The 16,152-nt window shown below is 45.4% G+C and carries 12 protein-coding genes and 1 pseudogene; 3 read left to right on the plus strand and 10 right to left on the minus strand.

Features of this window, described 5'->3' with window-relative positions; all coding sequences use genetic code 11:
• Positions 1-46: 46 nt before the first annotated feature.
• Positions 47-220, plus strand: a pseudogene (locus ACOJUN_RS09775) (acyl-CoA thioesterase); the annotation flags it as partial.
• A 19-nt stretch (positions 221-239) separates the two neighbouring features.
• On the opposite strand, the gene ACOJUN_RS09780 reads toward ACOJUN_RS09775, so the two are convergent.
• Positions 240-1,874, minus strand: a complete 1,635-nt coding sequence (locus ACOJUN_RS09780; protein ID WP_422135029.1) for an IS1634 family transposase — start codon at positions 1,872-1,874, stop codon at positions 240-242.
• Between the two features lie 77 nt (positions 1,875-1,951).
• On the opposite strand from ACOJUN_RS09780, the gene ACOJUN_RS09785 reads away from it, so the two are divergent.
• Together ACOJUN_RS09785 and ACOJUN_RS09790 are read left to right on the plus strand one after the other, a co-directional pair.
• Positions 1,952-2,173 carry an acyl-CoA thioesterase gene (locus ACOJUN_RS09785; RefSeq protein ID WP_422136442.1) on the plus strand — a complete coding sequence of 74 codons (222 nt, stop codon included), beginning with the start codon at positions 1,952-1,954 and terminating at the stop codon, positions 2,171-2,173.
• Positions 2,173-3,234: a patatin-like phospholipase family protein gene (locus ACOJUN_RS09790; RefSeq protein ID WP_422136443.1), complete on the plus strand. Its 1,062-nt coding sequence runs from the start codon at positions 2,173-2,175 to the stop codon at positions 3,232-3,234. Before ACOJUN_RS09785 ends, ACOJUN_RS09790 begins: the two co-directional genes overlap by 1 nt.
• A 97-nt stretch (positions 3,235-3,331) precedes the next feature.
• On the opposite strand, the gene ACOJUN_RS09795 is transcribed toward ACOJUN_RS09790, so the two are convergent.
• From ACOJUN_RS09795 to ACOJUN_RS09835, 9 genes are all read right to left on the minus strand, one after another.
• The gene (locus ACOJUN_RS09795; protein ID WP_422136444.1) at positions 3,332-4,546 is read right to left on the minus strand and encodes a hypothetical protein; all 1,215 of its coding nucleotides are present in this window, start codon (positions 4,544-4,546) and stop codon (positions 3,332-3,334) included.
• A gap of 389 nt (positions 4,547-4,935) precedes the next feature.
• Entirely contained in the window at positions 4,936-6,126 is a 1,191-nt protein-coding gene (locus tag ACOJUN_RS09800) for a hypothetical protein (RefSeq protein ID WP_422136445.1), read from the minus strand.
• A 226-nt stretch (positions 6,127-6,352) separates the two neighbouring features.
• Positions 6,353-7,369, minus strand: a complete 1,017-nt coding sequence (locus tag ACOJUN_RS09805) for a hypothetical protein (protein WP_422136446.1) — start codon at positions 7,367-7,369, stop codon at positions 6,353-6,355.
• A gap of 565 nt (positions 7,370-7,934) precedes the next feature.
• A complete protein-coding gene (locus tag ACOJUN_RS09810; RefSeq protein ID WP_422136447.1) occupies positions 7,935-9,125 on the minus strand; it encodes a hypothetical protein in 1,191 nt (396 codons plus the stop codon).
• A 234-nt stretch (positions 9,126-9,359) separates the two neighbouring features.
• Positions 9,360-10,508 carry a hypothetical protein gene (locus tag ACOJUN_RS09815; protein ID WP_422136448.1) on the minus strand — a complete coding sequence of 383 codons (1,149 nt, stop codon included), beginning with the start codon at positions 10,506-10,508 and terminating at the stop codon, positions 9,360-9,362.
• Positions 10,509-10,733: 225 nt separating this feature from the next.
• On the minus strand, positions 10,734-11,702 hold the full coding sequence (locus tag ACOJUN_RS09820) for a hypothetical protein (protein WP_422136449.1): 969 nt from the start codon (positions 11,700-11,702) through the stop codon (positions 10,734-10,736).
• 218 nt (positions 11,703-11,920) lie between these two features.
• On the minus strand, positions 11,921-13,207 hold the full coding sequence (locus tag ACOJUN_RS09825; RefSeq protein ID WP_422136450.1) for a hypothetical protein: 1,287 nt from the start codon (positions 13,205-13,207) through the stop codon (positions 11,921-11,923).
• Between the two features lie 216 nt (positions 13,208-13,423).
• Positions 13,424-14,899 (minus strand): hypothetical protein, encoded by a 1,476-nt coding sequence (locus tag ACOJUN_RS09830; RefSeq protein ID WP_422136451.1) that lies wholly within the window; start codon positions 14,897-14,899, stop codon positions 13,424-13,426.
• Positions 14,900-14,971: 72 nt separating this feature from the next.
• Positions 14,972-16,105 carry a hypothetical protein gene (locus ACOJUN_RS09835; RefSeq protein ID WP_422136452.1) on the minus strand — a complete coding sequence of 378 codons (1,134 nt, stop codon included), beginning with the start codon at positions 16,103-16,105 and terminating at the stop codon, positions 14,972-14,974.
• Positions 16,106-16,152: the final 47 nt, after the last annotated feature.

A 16,152-nucleotide genomic window follows, 5' to 3' on the forward strand; every position in this document is an offset into this window, starting at 1 on the left:
TGCAGTCTATTCATAGCCAGGTTTCCAATTATAAAGAAGAACACTGATGTACCTGCATACCCTTGCTCCCCGATTTTGTGAGACAGATGCCCTCGGGCATATCAATAACACGGTTCTGCCCGTCTGGTTTGAACAGGCCAGAGAGCCGATTTGTCGTCTGTTTACTCCCGGTCTCGATACAGAAAGCTGGCGACTGATTATTGCCAGAATTGAAGTGGATCCGCCTTTCACCACCCCTATCAGGAATACATGGACTCGTAAAAAATGCCCAAAATTTGAATGATCGTCCACTGCCTTTCCTTCAAGCCAATCACATGTTCCTCCTGATTATTGACCGTTAATACACTAAGCCCCTGGAAACAGAAAAATACCCATCTTGCTGTTGGGTTCTGGCAGGGCTTTTTTTTCTGGTCTGGAAATACACGACTTTGCTTTTTCAGTTCCTGCCTGATTCTGTGCTGGATAGCAGCATAGACCATCAGGCATAGAGTCATCACCATTAACAGGGCTTCAATACGTTCCGCTTTCTTCAGATAGAGCGAAGAGACCAGAAAGTCCGGGCTCTTCAGGAACCGAAAGCCGCCTTCAACTTTTTGTTGCGACTTATAAGTAGACAGCAGCTCAGAGGCATTCAAACTATTTTTATCCAGTTCATTGGTGCTTAGGATAAAACAACCCAGTGAGGCTTCTGCATGCTCCCTTTTCTCGCAGGAAACAAAGCATTCAGCCTGCACAAAGTACTCGAAGTGATCAGGCTTGCTATCCGGCGATGGTCTTCCTTTGCCCGAATAGCAGGGTTTACGGATAACCTCTGGCTCTGTTTCGCTTTGGCAAAGTTTCGATTGTTTCTGCCACAAGGCAAAAGCCTTCAATGCATCGTCCCGGCACAAAAAGGCCTTTTTGCTCAGCTTCTCCAGATCACGGGCCTCTTTCAGTGACTGCTTTTGCATCTTCCGGGTCAATGTTTTCCGTTCACTAAGCCCGCGCTTTTTGTTGAGAAACAGGAACCATCGTTGCTGAACCCCTCCGTAGCAGGAAGGCACTTCAGCTGAGTAGTAATCTTCATAGCCTTCAACAGGCACCAGCGACATGGTTGGCGCTTTGCAGACCAGCTCCTTTGCCTCCTTGATGTTCAGGGGCACCCGGGAGATAAACAGCTGCTTTTGCTCATCAAGCAACTGAAGGGTTTCTGCAACATACATGGCAGCATCAGCAACCAGATAGCGGCTATTCAAAGCGGCCTTAAAACATGACAGATGATTTTTGATAATTTCCTGAAAACAGGTTTTGTCGTTTACATTACCGCTGGCAGGGGCCATAAACACAGGGATGCCCGCCTGATTTTCAGTCATTAACTGCAAGACTACCTGATTCAGGTCAGGCCGGTGGTCACGGCTGTAACCTTGGCAGATATGAATACAATTTAAGTCGTCTGGATTGTCATGACTGTTATAGACTCCATCCACATGAAAGCTGGTGCCATCCAGATTTAATGCCTTGCAAGGAAGTTTCAGATGATTGACGACCTTGACGGCCAGATTGAGATACAAGTCGCTAACACCAGCGTCGTACAAACTGTCGAGAGCCCGACCAAGTACCTTGTCGTTCAAGTGTTCGGCCTGTATATCTTCCCCGATAAGGCGGTCAATCGGCTTATCCTCAAAAAACTCAGGGAGCATGTACAGAGTTTGCCCCGTAAAGCCCAAGCCATTGATGATCATTGCGACTACAGCTTGTCCAATAGTGACATTACGAACATCGGAGTCATTTGTGATACGGGCATCAATGTATTCGGCTATCTTTAACTCCCGACACATAGCGGCAACCAAGCCAAGGTGGTTGAGGTTCTTAGACTGGTATTGAGCTTGAGGCATGTTGGTGCACCTGAATGTCTGTTTATTTCTTTGACAACAGATTTTAGGCAAATATCAATCGGGGTGGTGAAAGGCAGGTGGATTATACTGCAGAGCTAAAGTACGGGGCTGACGTCGAGATCAGAACCTGTCTTGAAAAGGTGGGTAATTCATCCATGCATATCCATCATGAAGCCTGGCAGAACAACGTTCTGGCGGCACGTGGCAAGGCGGTGGTGATTCATTATGATTTTGCAGCCGGAAAAGCGACTTCCATTCCTGAAGATATCCGGCAAGCGTTGTTAGAGCACGTTCAGTAATGACTGATGTCTTTGAAATCAGGGCCGGTTCCACAGCTCTGGAAAAAATACGAGATGAAGGTCTTCCCCAGTCCGGTATTGATATCATGCTGGGGGCTTCAGGCGGCCCCAAATGGTTCGTGTTAACAGGTCTGGACAAGTGTCTGATCGGTGAATATTTTAAAGACAGACAGCAGCCCCTGAACCTCTTAGGCACGTCTGCGGGAGCGTGGCGCCTCAGTTGTTATGCTCAGGAAAATGCCCTCGAAGCTCACCACCGGCTTGAACAGGGTTACTTGCTGACAGAGTATTCAATAGAGCCAGATGCTGCGGAGGTCAGCCGAAAGTGCCGGGTTCTGGCCCGGGACATGTTGGGTGAGAATGGAGCAAACGAGATTCTTGCCAATGGGGTCATAAGATTTAACCTGATTGCAGCCAAGAGCCGGGGGCTTATCAAAAGCGATGTGAACCTGAAACAGCTCTCGGGACTCAGCCTTGCAGCAATCGGCAATACATTCAGCCGCAAAACACTGGGGGCTTTTTTTACCAGAACGCTTTTCCATCATCCTGATGCCAATGCTCCGTTCTACAAAATGGACAACCTGCCAACAGAGAGGGTTTCTTTATCCGAAGAGAATATGCTGGATGTCATTATGGCTTCCGGATCAATTCCTCTGGCGATGGAAGGGGTGCGGAATATTGCCGGTGCCCCGAAAGGTGTGTATCGGGATGGCGGCATCACAGACTACCATTTTGACATGGCATTTCCGAAGGGAGAGGGCCTGATTCTTTACCCTCACTTCTATCAACGAATCGTGCCTGGCTGGTTTGATAAAAGCCTGAGGTGGCGAAAACCGGCCATTGAACACTGTGACAAGCTGGTTTTGGTGTACCCTTCTGAATCCTTTGTCAGCAAACTTCCCTATGGCAAAATTCCGGACAGAACCGATTTTAAAACCTTTTCTTTTGATGAAAGGGTTAAGTCCTGGCAAAAAGTCATTAAAGAGAGTGACAGATTGGGAGACGCTTTTCTGGAAGCTATCGAAACAGGAAAGATTCGACAGAAAGTGAAACCTCTTTAAGAAGAGAGGTCAGAATGGCACCGAAAGTCATAGTTTACCATTCAAAGGAATCAGCAGAACAAACGTCTTCTGGCTCCCGAACCTGTGATGATTGCGCTTATTGTTTTATTCCACTATCAACGGCAACTTCACTGACGGGAAGACCAAGATAAAGCGAAGGGTTGTGATAGATTTCACACGATACAGGGCGATCTCCGTCATTCTGAATATACGATTGAGGGCTCATAAAAAAGTGTAAAGATAAATCTGCATTGTGCTCGTTTTCACTGACTACATTCATAATGGCTGTGAGTGCATTCGTTAAATTACTGTGTTGATTATTAAAATGCAGTGGCAGAGGCAGGTGTAGATCATTAAAAAGCATTGCTGGGGTTCCCCATACCAGATGAACATTGGTAGACTCTGAACAGCTGCTGCAAGGATTGAAGGCTTCTGGAATAATAGCTGCAAGCATCACCGGCGTGACTGTGCCAGCGGCAGCCTGATTACCCGCATCGGCCACCGCCATTCGAGTAACGATCAGCTGTATCATATTTCCTTCCTGAATAGCTTGAAAAACAGCAGTAAGATCGAACATCAGTGAGGCGTTCTGAAACTCAGCAGTGAGTAGGTGAGTCATTCCCATATATGACAGGTCCGGCCATTGAGATGGGTCTATTTTCGCCGCTCTTTCACGAGACAATGCTTCTACCCTGACATGGATTGGCGTCTTTAACATTACTGTCTGTCCGGCTCCCGCACTACGCGCTGCCAGATACATTTTTTCCAGGAACTTCATCTGCTTTTGCTTCTGCTCCACCATTTCAAATAGCTTTGGCAGACGTTCCTGATCCCCCTCATCCAACGTAAAATTGACATGATCTATCTCTCTGAGATTGCTCATATCTACAAGATTAGAAGCAATTAGCTCAGCCAATCCCTTGGTAGATGCATCGCCATCTTCTTCTGTTTCTGCACGCTGGATAGCATCAATAACCCTGCCTCGGACTTTAACCTTGACAATCAACGAATCACCATTTTCACCCTTCTCTACTGACGAGAATCTATAGGGTATCGGATCAAACGCCTCGGGATCAGGTATCTCAGAGTTCGTTGCTCCGGTGGTGTTTTTAGCTGCAGAGCTTTTTATATCTTCATCAGCAGAGGATGACGGACCGGAAGGAGGAGAAGTAGAGTTCCCGGAATCACAGGTTCGGCAGAAAAGCTCTTTGCCGCACCTCTTACAGGTACAGGGGGAAGCCAGCACTTGCGCGCTAAGTAACAAAACAAATAAAGAAAGCCATCTCGATTGATGAATAAAATAATGATGCATATCCCAATTCGCCCTTAATAAAAAAACGAATATGAGCATAGACTAAAATTTTGCACTGCAAGCCAGGGCATTTCTTAAAGAAAGGCAAGCTCAGACCAAACCGATAATATGACAGCTCGCCCAGGATCAGAGGTCAGTTTATGATGCGGTCAAACCGCACTGTCAGAATCAGCAGAACAAACGTCTTCTGACGCCTGAGTCTGTGATGATTGCATTTATAAGTACCTAACCAGTTGGTTTCACATATTCTGGACGGCGGCTTTTTCCATCCTTCTGCGTTCCAACTCTGGTTGCGTAGCTATGGCTACGCGCCCGCCGTTGCGCCTTGAAGGATGAAAAAATCCACTCGCAAGAATATGCGAAACCAACTGGCCAGGTACTTAGTCTTGTTACATCTTCGCTGAAAATGCACTATCGGGAAGATTACGATTAATCGAATGTTCGATATCGGGGATTGATGATAGAGGATCTTCGTTATTCTGAATATACGTTTGAGGAGCCACAAAAAAGTGTAAAGATAAATCAGCATTTTGCTCGTATTCACTGGCCACATTCATAATCGCTGTGAGTGCATCCATTAAATCATGTTGATTAAAACGCAGTGGCGGGGGCAGGTTCTCATCATGATAAATCATTGGCAGGGCTCCCCATACCAGATGAACATTCGGAGACTCTGCTTGATCACGGCGCTGAGTGGGGTCTTCAATAAGAGCTGCAAGCATCACGGGCGTGACTGTGCCAGCGGCAGCCTGATTGCCCTCATCTGCAGCCGCCATTCGGGTAATGATCAGCTGTATCATATTTCCCTCCTGAATAGCCTGAAAAACAGCAGTAAGGTCGAACATCAGTGAGGCGTTCTGAAACTCAGCAGTGAGCAGGTGAGTCATTCCCATATACGACAGGTCCGGCCATTGAGATGGGTCTATATTCGCGGCTCTTTCACGAGTCAGAGCATCTACTCTTTCATGGATTGTCCACCTTCTAAACGTTATTGCTCGTTCGTCTTCTGCACCAAGCGCTGCCAGATACATTTTTTGCAAGAACTCGATCTGCTTTTGCTTTTGCTCCACCATCTTAAATAGCTTTGGCAGACGTTCCTGATCCCCCTCCTCCAACTCAAAATTGACATGATTTATCCCTTTGATGATATTGCGCATATCTACAAGATTAGAAGCCATTTGCTCAGCAAATGCCATGGCACATGCATCGCCATCTTCTTCTGTTTCCGCCCTTTCGATATCATCAATAGCCCAGTCTCTGATTTTAAATTGAACTATCAACGTGTCATCATTTTCCCTCTTTACCGACAAGAATCTATAGGGTTTCAGATATAACTCCACGGAATTAGGTGTCTCAGAGTTCGTTGCTCCGGTGGTTTTAGCTGCAGAGCTTTTCATGTCCTCATCAGCAGAGGATGACGGACCAGAAGGTGGAGAAGTAGAGTTCCCGGAATCACAGGTTCGGCAGAACACCTCTTTGCCGCACCTCTTACAGGTACCGGGTGCAGCCAGCACTTGCACGCTAAGTAACAAAACAAATAAAGAAAGCCATCTCGATTGATGAATAAAATAATGATGCATATCTCAATTCGCCCTTAATAAAAAAACGAATATGAGCATAGACTAAAATTTTGCACTGCAAGCCAGGGAATTTCTTAAAGAAAGGCAAGCTCAGACCAAACCGATAATATGACAGCTCGCCCAGGATCAGAGGTCAGTTTATGATGCGGTCAAACCGCACTGTCAGAATCAGCAGAACAAACGTCTTCTGACGCCTGAGTCTGTGATGATTGCATTTATAGTCTTGTTACATCTTCGCTGAAAATGCACTATCGGGAAGATTACGATTAATCGAATGTTCGATATTGAGGATTGATAATAGAGGATCTTCGTTATTCTGAATATACGTTTGAGGAGCCACAAAAAAGTGTAAAGATAAATCAGCATTTTGCTCGTATTCACTGACCACATTCATAATGGCTGTGAGTGCATTCATTAAATTACTATGTTGATTATTAAAATGCAGTGGCAGAGGCAGGTGTATATCATTAAAAAGCATTGCTGGGGTTCCCCATACCAGATGAATATTCGTGGACTCTGAACAGCTGCTGTAACGATTGAAGGCTTCTGGAATAATAGCTGCAAGCATCACCGGCGTGACTGTGCCAGCGGCAGCCTGATTGCCCTCATCTGCTGCAACCGTTTGAGTAATGATCAGCTGTATCATATTTCCTTCCTGAATAGCTTGAAAAACAGCAGTAAGATCGATCATCAGTGAGGCGTTCTGAAACTCAGCAGTGAGCAGGTGAGTCATTCCCATATATGACAGGTCTGGCCATTGAGATGGGTCTATTTTCGCCGCTCTTTCACGAGACAGAGCCTCTACCCTAAAATGGATTGGCGTCTTTAACATTAGTGTCTGTCCGGCTCCCGCACTGCACGCTGCCAGATACATTTTTTCCAGGAACTCCATCTGCTTTTGCTTTTGCTCCACCATCTCAAATAGCTTTGGCAGACGTTCCTGATCCCCCTCATCTAACTTAAAATTGACATGATCTATCCCTCTGATATTGCTCATATCTACAAGATTAGAAGCAATTAGCTCAGCCAATCCCTTGGAAGATGCATCGCCATCTTCTTGTGTTTCTGCACGCTGGATAGCATCAATAACCCTACTTTGGACTTTAACCTGGACAATCAACGAATCACCATTTTCACCCTTCTCTACCGCCGAGAATCTATAGGGTATCGGATCAAACGCCTCGGGATCAGGTATCTCAGAGTTCGTTGCTCCGGTGGTGTTTTTAGCTGCAGAGCTTTTCATATCTTCATCAGCAGAGGATGACGGACCAGAAGGTGAAGTAGAGTTCCCGGAATCACAGGTTCGGCAGAAAAGCTCTTTGCCGCACCTCTCACAGGTACAGGGGGAAGCCAGCACTTGCACGCTAAGTAACAAAACAAATAAAGAAAGCCATCTCGATTGATGAATAAAATAAAGATGCATATACCAATGCGCCCTTAATAAAAAAACGAATATGAGCATAGACTAAAATTTTGCACTGCAAGCCAGGGCATTTCATAAAGAAAGGCAAGCTCAGCCCGAACCGATAATACGACAGCTCGCCCAGGATCAGAGGTTAGTATGCGGTCAAACCGCACTGTCAGACTCAGCAGAACAAACGTCTCCTGACTCCTGAGTCTGTGAGGATTGCATTTAGTAAGTACCTAACCAGTTGGTTTCACATATTCTGGACGGCGGCTTTTTCCATCCTTCTGCGTTCCAACTCTGGTTGCGTAGCTACGGCTACGCGCCCGTCGTTGCGCCTTGAAGGATGAAAAAATCCACTCGCCAGAATATGCGAAACCAACTGGCCAGGTACTTAGTCTTATTACATCTTCGCTGAAAATGCGCTATCGGGAAGATTACGATTAATCGAATGTTCGATATTGGGGATTGATAATAGAGGATCTTCGTTATTCTGAATATACGTTTGAGGCGTCGTAAAAAAGTGTAAAGATAAATCAGCATTTTGCTCGTATTCACTGACCACACTCATAATGGCTGTGAGTGCATCCATTAAATCATGTTGATTAAAACGCAGTGGCGGGGGCAAGTTCATATCATTATAAATCATTGGCGGGGTTCCCCATACCAGATGAACATTCGGAGACTCTGCTTGATCACGGCGCTGAGTGGGGCCTTCAATAAGAGCTGCAAGCATCACCGGCGTGACTGTGCCAGCGGCAGCCTGATTGCCCTCATCTGCTGCAAGCGTTTGAGTAATGATCAGCTGTATCATATTTCCTTCCTGAATAGCTTGAAAAACAGCAGTAAGATCGAACATCAGTGAGGCGTTCTGAAACTCAGCAGTGAGCAGGTGAGTCATTCCCATATACGACAGGTTTGGCCATTGAGATGGGTCTATATTCGCGGCTCTTTCACGAGTCAGAGCCTCTAATCTTTTATGGATTGTACTCCTTCGCATTATTGTCCGTTCGACTTCTGAACCATGCGCTGCCATAAACATTTTTTTCGAGAACTCGATCTGCTTTTGCTTTTGCCCCACCATCTCAAATAGCTTTGGCAGACGTTCCTGATCCCCCTCATCCAACTTAAAATTCACATGATCTATCTTGCTGTGATTGCCAATAGCTACAAGCTTAGAAGCAATTAGCTCAGCCAATGACTTGGTACATGCATCGCCTTCTTTCTCTACTGCTGCCCGCTCGATAGCATCAATAACACTCTCTCGGACTTTAACTTGAACAATCAACGAATCACCATTTTCACCTTTCTCTACCGACGAGAATCTGTAGGCTGGCAGATAAAACTCTTCGAGATCAGGTCTCTCAGAGTTCGTTGCTCCGCTGGTGTTTTTAGCTGCAGAGCTTTTCATATCTTTATAAGCACAGGATGACGGACCAGAAGGTGTAGAAGTAGAGTTCCCGGAATCACAGGTTCGGCAGAAAAACTCTTTGCCGCACCTCTCACAGGTAAAAGGTGCAGCCAGCACCTGCGCGCTAAGTAACAAAACAAATAAAGAAAGCCATCTCGATTGATGAATAAAATAATGATGCATACACTAATTCGCCTTTAATAAAAAAACGAATTTGAGCATAGACTAAAATTTTGCACTGCAAGCCAGGGAATGTCTTAAAGAAAGGCAAGCTCAGCCCAAACCGATAATATGACAGCTCGCCCGGGATCAGAGATCAGTTTATGATGCGGTCAAACCGCACTGTCAGAATCAGCAGAACAAACGTCTTCTGACTTCTGAGTCTGTGATGTTGACACTGATTGTCTTATTCCAGCGTCACAGTGGCTTATCATTGGCAAATCCGGCAACAGGAAGATTAGGATTAATCGAACTTTCGATATCGGAGATTGATGTCAGAGGATCTTCGTTATCCTGAATATACGTTTGAGGGATCAGAAAAAAGTGCAAGGATAAATGAGCATTGTGCTCGTTTTCATCAAGCACTTTCATAATAGCTATGAGTACGTTCATTAAATTATGTTGACTAACACGCACTGGCCGGGGCCCCATTAACAGGTGCATATCCGAAGACTCTGTATGATCGTTCATAGTGGGGGCTGGAATAATAGATCCAAGCATCGTAGGTCTGGCTGTGCCTGCGGCAGCCTGGTTGCTCTCATCTGTCACTGTTCGAGTAATGATCAGCTGTACCATATCTCCTTCCTGAATAGCCTTAAAAACAGAAGTAAGATCCATCATCAGTCGGGAATTCTGAAACCCTGCACTGAGCAGGTGAATCATTCCCGTATCTGACGGGATTGGCCATTGAGATAGCGCTATTTTCCCCGCTCTCTGATGAGTCAAAGCCTCTGCCCTCTCATGGATTGGTATCCTTTTTGTCTCTTCAGCTCCTGCACAAAGCTGTGCCTGATGTAGTCTTGGAAAAATCGTCATCTTATTTTTCTGCTGATCCCGCAACACCATTCGCTCTTGCATTTGATCACGCATCTCCACGGTATCAACTATCATATGATCGGTATTGGTGCTGCGAGCAATGGTTAACAGATTCTCAGCAATTGTCTTGGCAAATTCCCTGGCAAATGCATTGCCTCCTTCCCCCTCGGCAGCAGCCACAGCCGCTTCACTGATTTTAACTTGACTCATCAACACATTTCCTTCCTTCAATAACAAGACGCTATACCTCGACGTATTCAAATCAGGGGAATCAGGTATCTCATCGTTCGTTGCTCCGGTGGCGTTCTTTCCGGCTGCAGAGCTTTTTAAATCTTCATCAGCGGAGGATGACGGACCAGAAGGCGCAGACGCAGACTTTCCGGAATCACAGTTTTGACAGAACATTTGCCCATCTTCACCGGGCTCGCTCTCTTTGCCGCAATTCTTACAGGGGGTAGCCGACACTTGCAGGCTAAACAACAAAACAGATAAAAAGAGCCATTGCGATAGATGAATAAAATTATGATGCATATCTCAATCTGCCTTTAATAGAAAAACGAATCTGAGCTTAGACTAAAGTTTTTCCTTTCCAGTCAGAAAGCTTCTTAAAGAAAGGCTAGTCCTGCCTAACCCGATGATATGAGGGCGCTTCCGGGATCTGAGGTCAATTTATGATGTGGTCAAATCGCGTCATCAGAACAAACATCTTCTGACTCCTGAGTCTGTGATGGTTGCAGTTATTGTCTTATTCCAGCGTCACAACTGATCAGTGGCAGATCCGCTATCGGGAAGATTACGATTGATCCAATCTTCGATATTGGAGGATGGCAGTAGAGGATCTTCGTCGGGTGGAATAGACGTTTGTGGGATCAAATGAAAGTGTAGAGATGCATCATTATTGTGCGAGTTTTCAGCAACTACCTCCATGGTGGCTGTGAGTACGCTCATTAGGTTTTGTTGATTTACACGCAGCGGCTGCTGGGTTCCGATGAACAGGTGCATATCTGTAGACTCTGCATCACCCTCCGTAGCAGGGTCTGGAATAATAGCTCCATGAATCTCCAGCAGCCTGGTTGTGGCGGCTGCGGCAACCTGATTGCCCGCATCTGCTGCCACCATTTGAGCAGAAATGCTCAGTTGTATCATATCTCCTCTCTGAATAACCTGAAAAACAGAAGCAGGATCCATCGCCAGTTGTGAATTCTGAAACCCGACACTGAGCAGATAAACCTTTTTCATATATGACATGTTCGACGATTTAAATCGGTTTTCTTTCGAGTGTCTCTTACGGATCAAAGCTCTTACCTTTTCATGGATTGGCATCCTTTCTGTCTCTGTAGCTCCTGCACTAAGTTCTGCCTGATGCAGCCTTTGCATCATCTCCGGCTGTGCTTGCAGCGGAGCCCACGAGTCCATCAACTCTTTCCACAGCTCCCTGAACTCTAAAATGTTCGTCTTGTCCTGAGCAGGTATCTCATCGTTTGTTGCTTCGGTGGCCTTCTTTTCGGCGGCAGAGCTTTTCAAACCTTCATCAGAGAAGGATGGCGGATCATGGGGTGGAGAAGCAGACTTTCCGGAATCACAGGTTTGGCAGAACATTTGCCCATCTTTACCGGGCTCGCTCTCTTTGCCGCAAAGCTTACAGTGGGTAGCCGACACTTGCAGGCTAAATAACAAAACAGATAAAAAGAGCCATCGCGATTGATGAATAAAATCATGATGCATATCTCAATCCGCCTTTAATAGAAAAACGAATCTGAGCTTAGACTAAAAATTTTCCTTCACAGCCGGAAAATTTCTTAAAGAAAGGCTCGTCCCGTCCGGCCCGATGATTTGAGGGGCTCTTCCGGGAGCGAAGGTTAATTCATGATGTGGTCAAATCACGTCATCAGAACAAACGTCTTCTGATTCCTGAGTCTGTGATGATTGCACTTATTGTCCTCTCACAGCTTCGGTGACAATGCGCTATCAGGAAGATTACGATTAATCGAATGTTCGATATCGGGGATTGATGATAGAGGATCTTCGTTAATCTGAATATTGATTTGAGGGCTTAGAAAAAAGTATAAAGATAAATCGGCACCGTGCTCGTATTCACCAGCCACCTCCTTAGCGGCTATGAGTATGTTCATTAAATTTTGTTGATTAACATGCAGTGGCTGCTGGGTCCCGATTAACACGTGCATATCCATAGACACTGTATCATCGTCTGTAGCAGGAGCTGGCATAATTGCGCCAAGCATGAACAGCCTGGTTGTGCCTGCGGCAGCCTGATTACCCTCATCTGCTGCCACCCTTTGAGTAACGATAAGCTGTATCATATTTCCTTCCTGGATAGCCCGAAAAACAGAAGTAAGATCCATCATCAGCAGGTCATTCTGATACTTAATACTGAGCAGGAGAGTCATTCCCGCATCTGACAGGTCTGGCCATTGAGATGGGTCTATTTTCGTGGCTCTTTCGCGAGTCAAAGCTATTGCCTTTTCATGGATTGGCATCTTTTCTTTCTCTATAGCGCCTGAACCAAGCGCTGCCTGATGCAGTTTTTGCATCATCTCCTGCTGCTCTTGCAGCTGATCCCGCACCTCCATCTGCTTGAAGTCACGTATAAAAAATGCCAGGGAGTTATGCAGTTCTTGATTATCCTGCACCTCTAACTGCTTTTGAAAGTGACGTATAAAAAATGCCAGGGACTTATGCAGATGTTGATGATCTCGCCTCTCCTTTTTCTGATGACAGTGATGCTCCTCCTTGAAACTGATGTCCAGCTGATTCACCTTCAGGCTTCTGGCAATCTTTGCCATATTCTGAGCAAGTACTTTAGCAAGTGACTTGGCATATGCATTGCCATCTTTTCGCTCAAAAGCATCTACAGTCCTGTCACTGACTTCAACTTGAACATTCAACAGATCTTCATTTTCATCACTCATTACCCAGATCCCGAAGGGTGACGAATCTGACTCTGAGTGAGCAGATAACTCATCGTTCGTCGCCTCAGTGGCATTCATTCTGGCTGCGGATCTTTTCAAACCTTTATCAATAGTGGATAACGGACTGGGAGGTGGAGAAGTAAGTTTCCCGGAATCACAGGTTCGGCAGAACATTTGCCCATCCTTACCGGGTTCACTCTCTTTGCCGCAATTCCTGCAGGGGGTAGCCAGCACTTGCAGGCTAAATAATAAAACAGATAAAAAGAGCCATCTCGATTGATGAATAAAATAAGGATGCATATCTCAATCAGCCCTTAATAAGAAACGAATGTGAGCATAGACTAAGTATTCAACCATACGAAATCATATTTTCTGAATTATTGTTCAGGCACTCTGACTACGTTGCAACTTGCAGAAAGGCCAGTCCCGCCCAACCATCCCGTCAGCATAGAACAGAGTCATCAGAACAAACGTCTTCTGACTCCTGAGTCTGTGATGATTGCACTGATAGTCTTGTTACAGCTTCGGCGACAATGCGCTATCGGGAAGATTACGATTAATCGAATGTTCGATATCGGGGATTGATAATAGAAGATCTTCGTTATCCTGAATATACGCTTGGGGGGGCAGAAAAAAGTGTAAGGATAAATTGTGCTCGTTTTCAGCGAGTATATTCATAATGGCTGTAAGTGTGTTTATTAAATTATCTTGATTAACATGCAGTGGCAGGGTTCCCAATAACAGATGCATATTTATAGGCACTGTTTGAGCGTTCATAAAAGGGTTTGGAATAATAGCGCCATGCATCACGGGCATCACGGGCATCACTGTGCCTGCTTCAGCCTGATTGCCTTCATCTGCTACCGTCGTTTGAGTAACGATCAGCTGTACCATATTTCCTTGCTGAATAGCGTTAAAAACAGAAGTAAGATCGATCGTCAGTGGTGAATTCTGAAACTCAGCACTGAGCAGGTGAGCCATTCCCATATCTGACAAGTCCGGCCATTGAGATGGGTCTATTTCCGCAGCTATTTTACGACTCAGAGATTCTGCCTTTTCATGGATTGGTGTCTTTATTAGTCTCACTGAAACAGTATCTTCACTAAGCAACGCCTGATGCAGTTTTAACAAGAACTTCAACTGCGTTTGCCTCAGCTTTAACCTCCCCAATTGCTTTTGCCCTTGCCCCGCTACCTCCAATAGCTTTTGTGCTTGCTCCACTATTCCCAACAGGTTTTGCAGACGGTCCCTATCCTCCCGCTTATCCAATAACGTTGGGGAGCCTCCCTCTTCCCGCTCAACTTTCAGAACATCCAACTTAATGAGATCGTAAAGATCTATGAGATTCAGAGCAATTAGATCTGCCAATGTGGCATACACATCGTAATCGTCATCTTCCCGCTCAAATTTCAGAATATCCAACTTAATGAGATCGTAAAGATTTATGAGATCCAGAGCAATTAGCTCAGCTAATGTGGCATGCAAATCGCTATCTTCCCGCTCAGCGGCATAAACAAGCATGCTACCGATTTGAACTCGGGCAATTAACTCATCATTGTCGTCCTTCTCTAAGAACAGGAAATTATAGTTTACCGGATATAACTCGGGAGCAGGTATCTCAGAGTTCGTTGCTCCGCTGGTATTTTGAGCTGCAGAGCTTTTCAGACCTTCATCAGCGGAGGATGACGGATCAGGTGGTGGAAAAGCAGACTTCCAGGAATCACAGGTTTGGCAGAACATTTGCCCATCCTTACCGGGCTCACTTTCTTTGCCGCAATTCCTGCAGGGGGTAGCCAGCACTTGCAGGCTAAATAATAAAACAGATAAAAAGAGCCATCTCGATTGATGAATAAAATAAGGATGCATATCCCAATCAGTCCTTAATAAGAAACGAATGTGAGCATAGACTAAAATTTCGCCTTTCCAGCCAGAAAATCGCTTAAAGAAAGGCCAGTCCCGCCCAACCATCCCGTCAGTATAGAACAGAGTCATCAGAACAAACGTCTTCTGACTCCTAAATGTGTGATGATGGCAGTTATTGTCTTATTCCGACGTCAAAAGGCCTTACTTAGTGGCAAATCCGCTAACAGGAAAATTAGGATTAATAGAATTCTCAATATTGGGGATTGATGACAGTGGATCTCCGTTATCCTGAATGTTGATTTGAGGGCTAAGAAAAAAGTGTAAAGATAAATCAGCATTGTGCTCGTGTTCACTGACTACATTCATAACGGCTGTGAGTGCGTTCATTAAATTATCTTGATTAACATGCAGTGGCGGGCTTCCCAATAACAGATGCATATCTGCAGACTTTGTTTGACCTGCCATAAAAGGGTTTGGAATAATAGCGGCGAATATCAGAGGCGTAACTGTGCCTTCGGCAGTCTTATTGCCCTCATCTGCTACCGCCATTCGAGTAATGATCAGCTGTATCATGTTTCCTTGCTGAATAGCTTGAAAAACAGAAGTAAGATCCATCATCAGTGGGGAATTCTGAAACTCAGCAGTGAGCAGGTGGACCATTCCCATATCTGACAGGTCCGGCCATTGAGATGGGTCTATTTTCGCGGCTCTTTCACTAGTCAGATTTTCTACCCTTTCATGGATTGGCATCTTTACTATTTTTGTTCCTTCAGCAGCTCCTGCACTGAGCACTGCCTGGTGAATTTTTTGCGCGAGCTCCAACTGCTTTTGCTTTTGCTCCACCATCTTCGATATTTGTTGCAGTCGAGTCCCCTCCACAAACTTGATTTTCAGATGATCCACCTTCATATGACCAGCAAGATTTATCTGACTTTGAGCAATATACTCAGCCAATGCATCGCCATTTCCTCGCTCAAAAGCATCGATAGCCAAGCCACTCAATTGAGCTTCAACAACAAGCACATCATCATTTTCATCCGCGTCAAACGACAAGATCCTGAAAGGTAAAAACTCGGGAAAAGGTTTCTCGGAGTTCGTTGCTCCGGTGGCGTTTTTAGCTGCAGAGCTTTTCAAACTTTGATCAGCGGAGGATGACGGATCAAGAGGCGGAGAAGCAGACTTGCCGGAATCACAGGTTCGACAGAACATTTGTTCGTCCTTCCCGTGCTCAATTTCTTTGCCGCAATTTTTACAGGGTGTAGCCAGCACTTGCAGGCTGGATAACAAAACGAATAAAGAAAGCCATCTCGATTGATGAATAAAATAATAATGCATATCTCAATTCGCTCTTAATGAAAGACCGAACTTGAGCTTAGATTAAA

This window comes from Endozoicomonas sp. ALD040 (assembly GCF_049275945.1).
Lineage (GTDB): Bacteria > Pseudomonadota > Gammaproteobacteria > Pseudomonadales > Endozoicomonadaceae > Endozoicomonas_A.

What these genes read in the sequence shown, in the direction of transcription:
- ACOJUN_RS09825 (WP_422136450.1), bottom strand. Translation starts at nt 13,207, where the DNA reads ATGCATCCTTATTTTATTCATCAATCGAGATGGCTCTTTTTATCTGTT.
- ACOJUN_RS09815 (WP_422136448.1), bottom strand. Translation starts at nt 10,508, where the DNA reads ATGCATCATAATTTTATTCATCTATCGCAATGGCTCTTTTTATCTGTT.
- ACOJUN_RS09805 (WP_422136446.1), bottom strand. Translation starts at nt 7,369, where the DNA reads ATGAAAAGCTCTGCAGCTAAAAACACCACCGGAGCAACGAACTCTGAG.
- ACOJUN_RS09835 (WP_422136452.1), bottom strand. Translation starts at nt 16,105, where the DNA reads ATGCATTATTATTTTATTCATCAATCGAGATGGCTTTCTTTATTCGTT.
- ACOJUN_RS09820 (WP_422136449.1), bottom strand. Translation starts at nt 11,702, where the DNA reads ATGCATCATGATTTTATTCATCAATCGCGATGGCTCTTTTTATCTGTT.
- ACOJUN_RS09780 (WP_422135029.1), bottom strand. Translation starts at nt 1,874, where the DNA reads ATGCCTCAAGCTCAATACCAGTCTAAGAACCTCAACCACCTTGGCTTG.
- ACOJUN_RS09790 (WP_422136443.1), top strand. Translation starts at nt 2,173, where the DNA reads ATGACTGATGTCTTTGAAATCAGGGCCGGTTCCACAGCTCTGGAAAAA.
- ACOJUN_RS09810 (WP_422136447.1), bottom strand. Translation starts at nt 9,125, where the DNA reads ATGCATCATTATTTTATTCATCAATCGAGATGGCTTTCTTTATTTGTT.
- ACOJUN_RS09795 (WP_422136444.1), bottom strand. Translation starts at nt 4,546, where the DNA reads ATGCATCATTATTTTATTCATCAATCGAGATGGCTTTCTTTATTTGTT.
- ACOJUN_RS09830 (WP_422136451.1), bottom strand. Translation starts at nt 14,899, where the DNA reads ATGACTCTGTTCTATACTGACGGGATGGTTGGGCGGGACTGGCCTTTC.
- ACOJUN_RS09800 (WP_422136445.1), bottom strand. Translation starts at nt 6,126, where the DNA reads ATGCATCATTATTTTATTCATCAATCGAGATGGCTTTCTTTATTTGTT.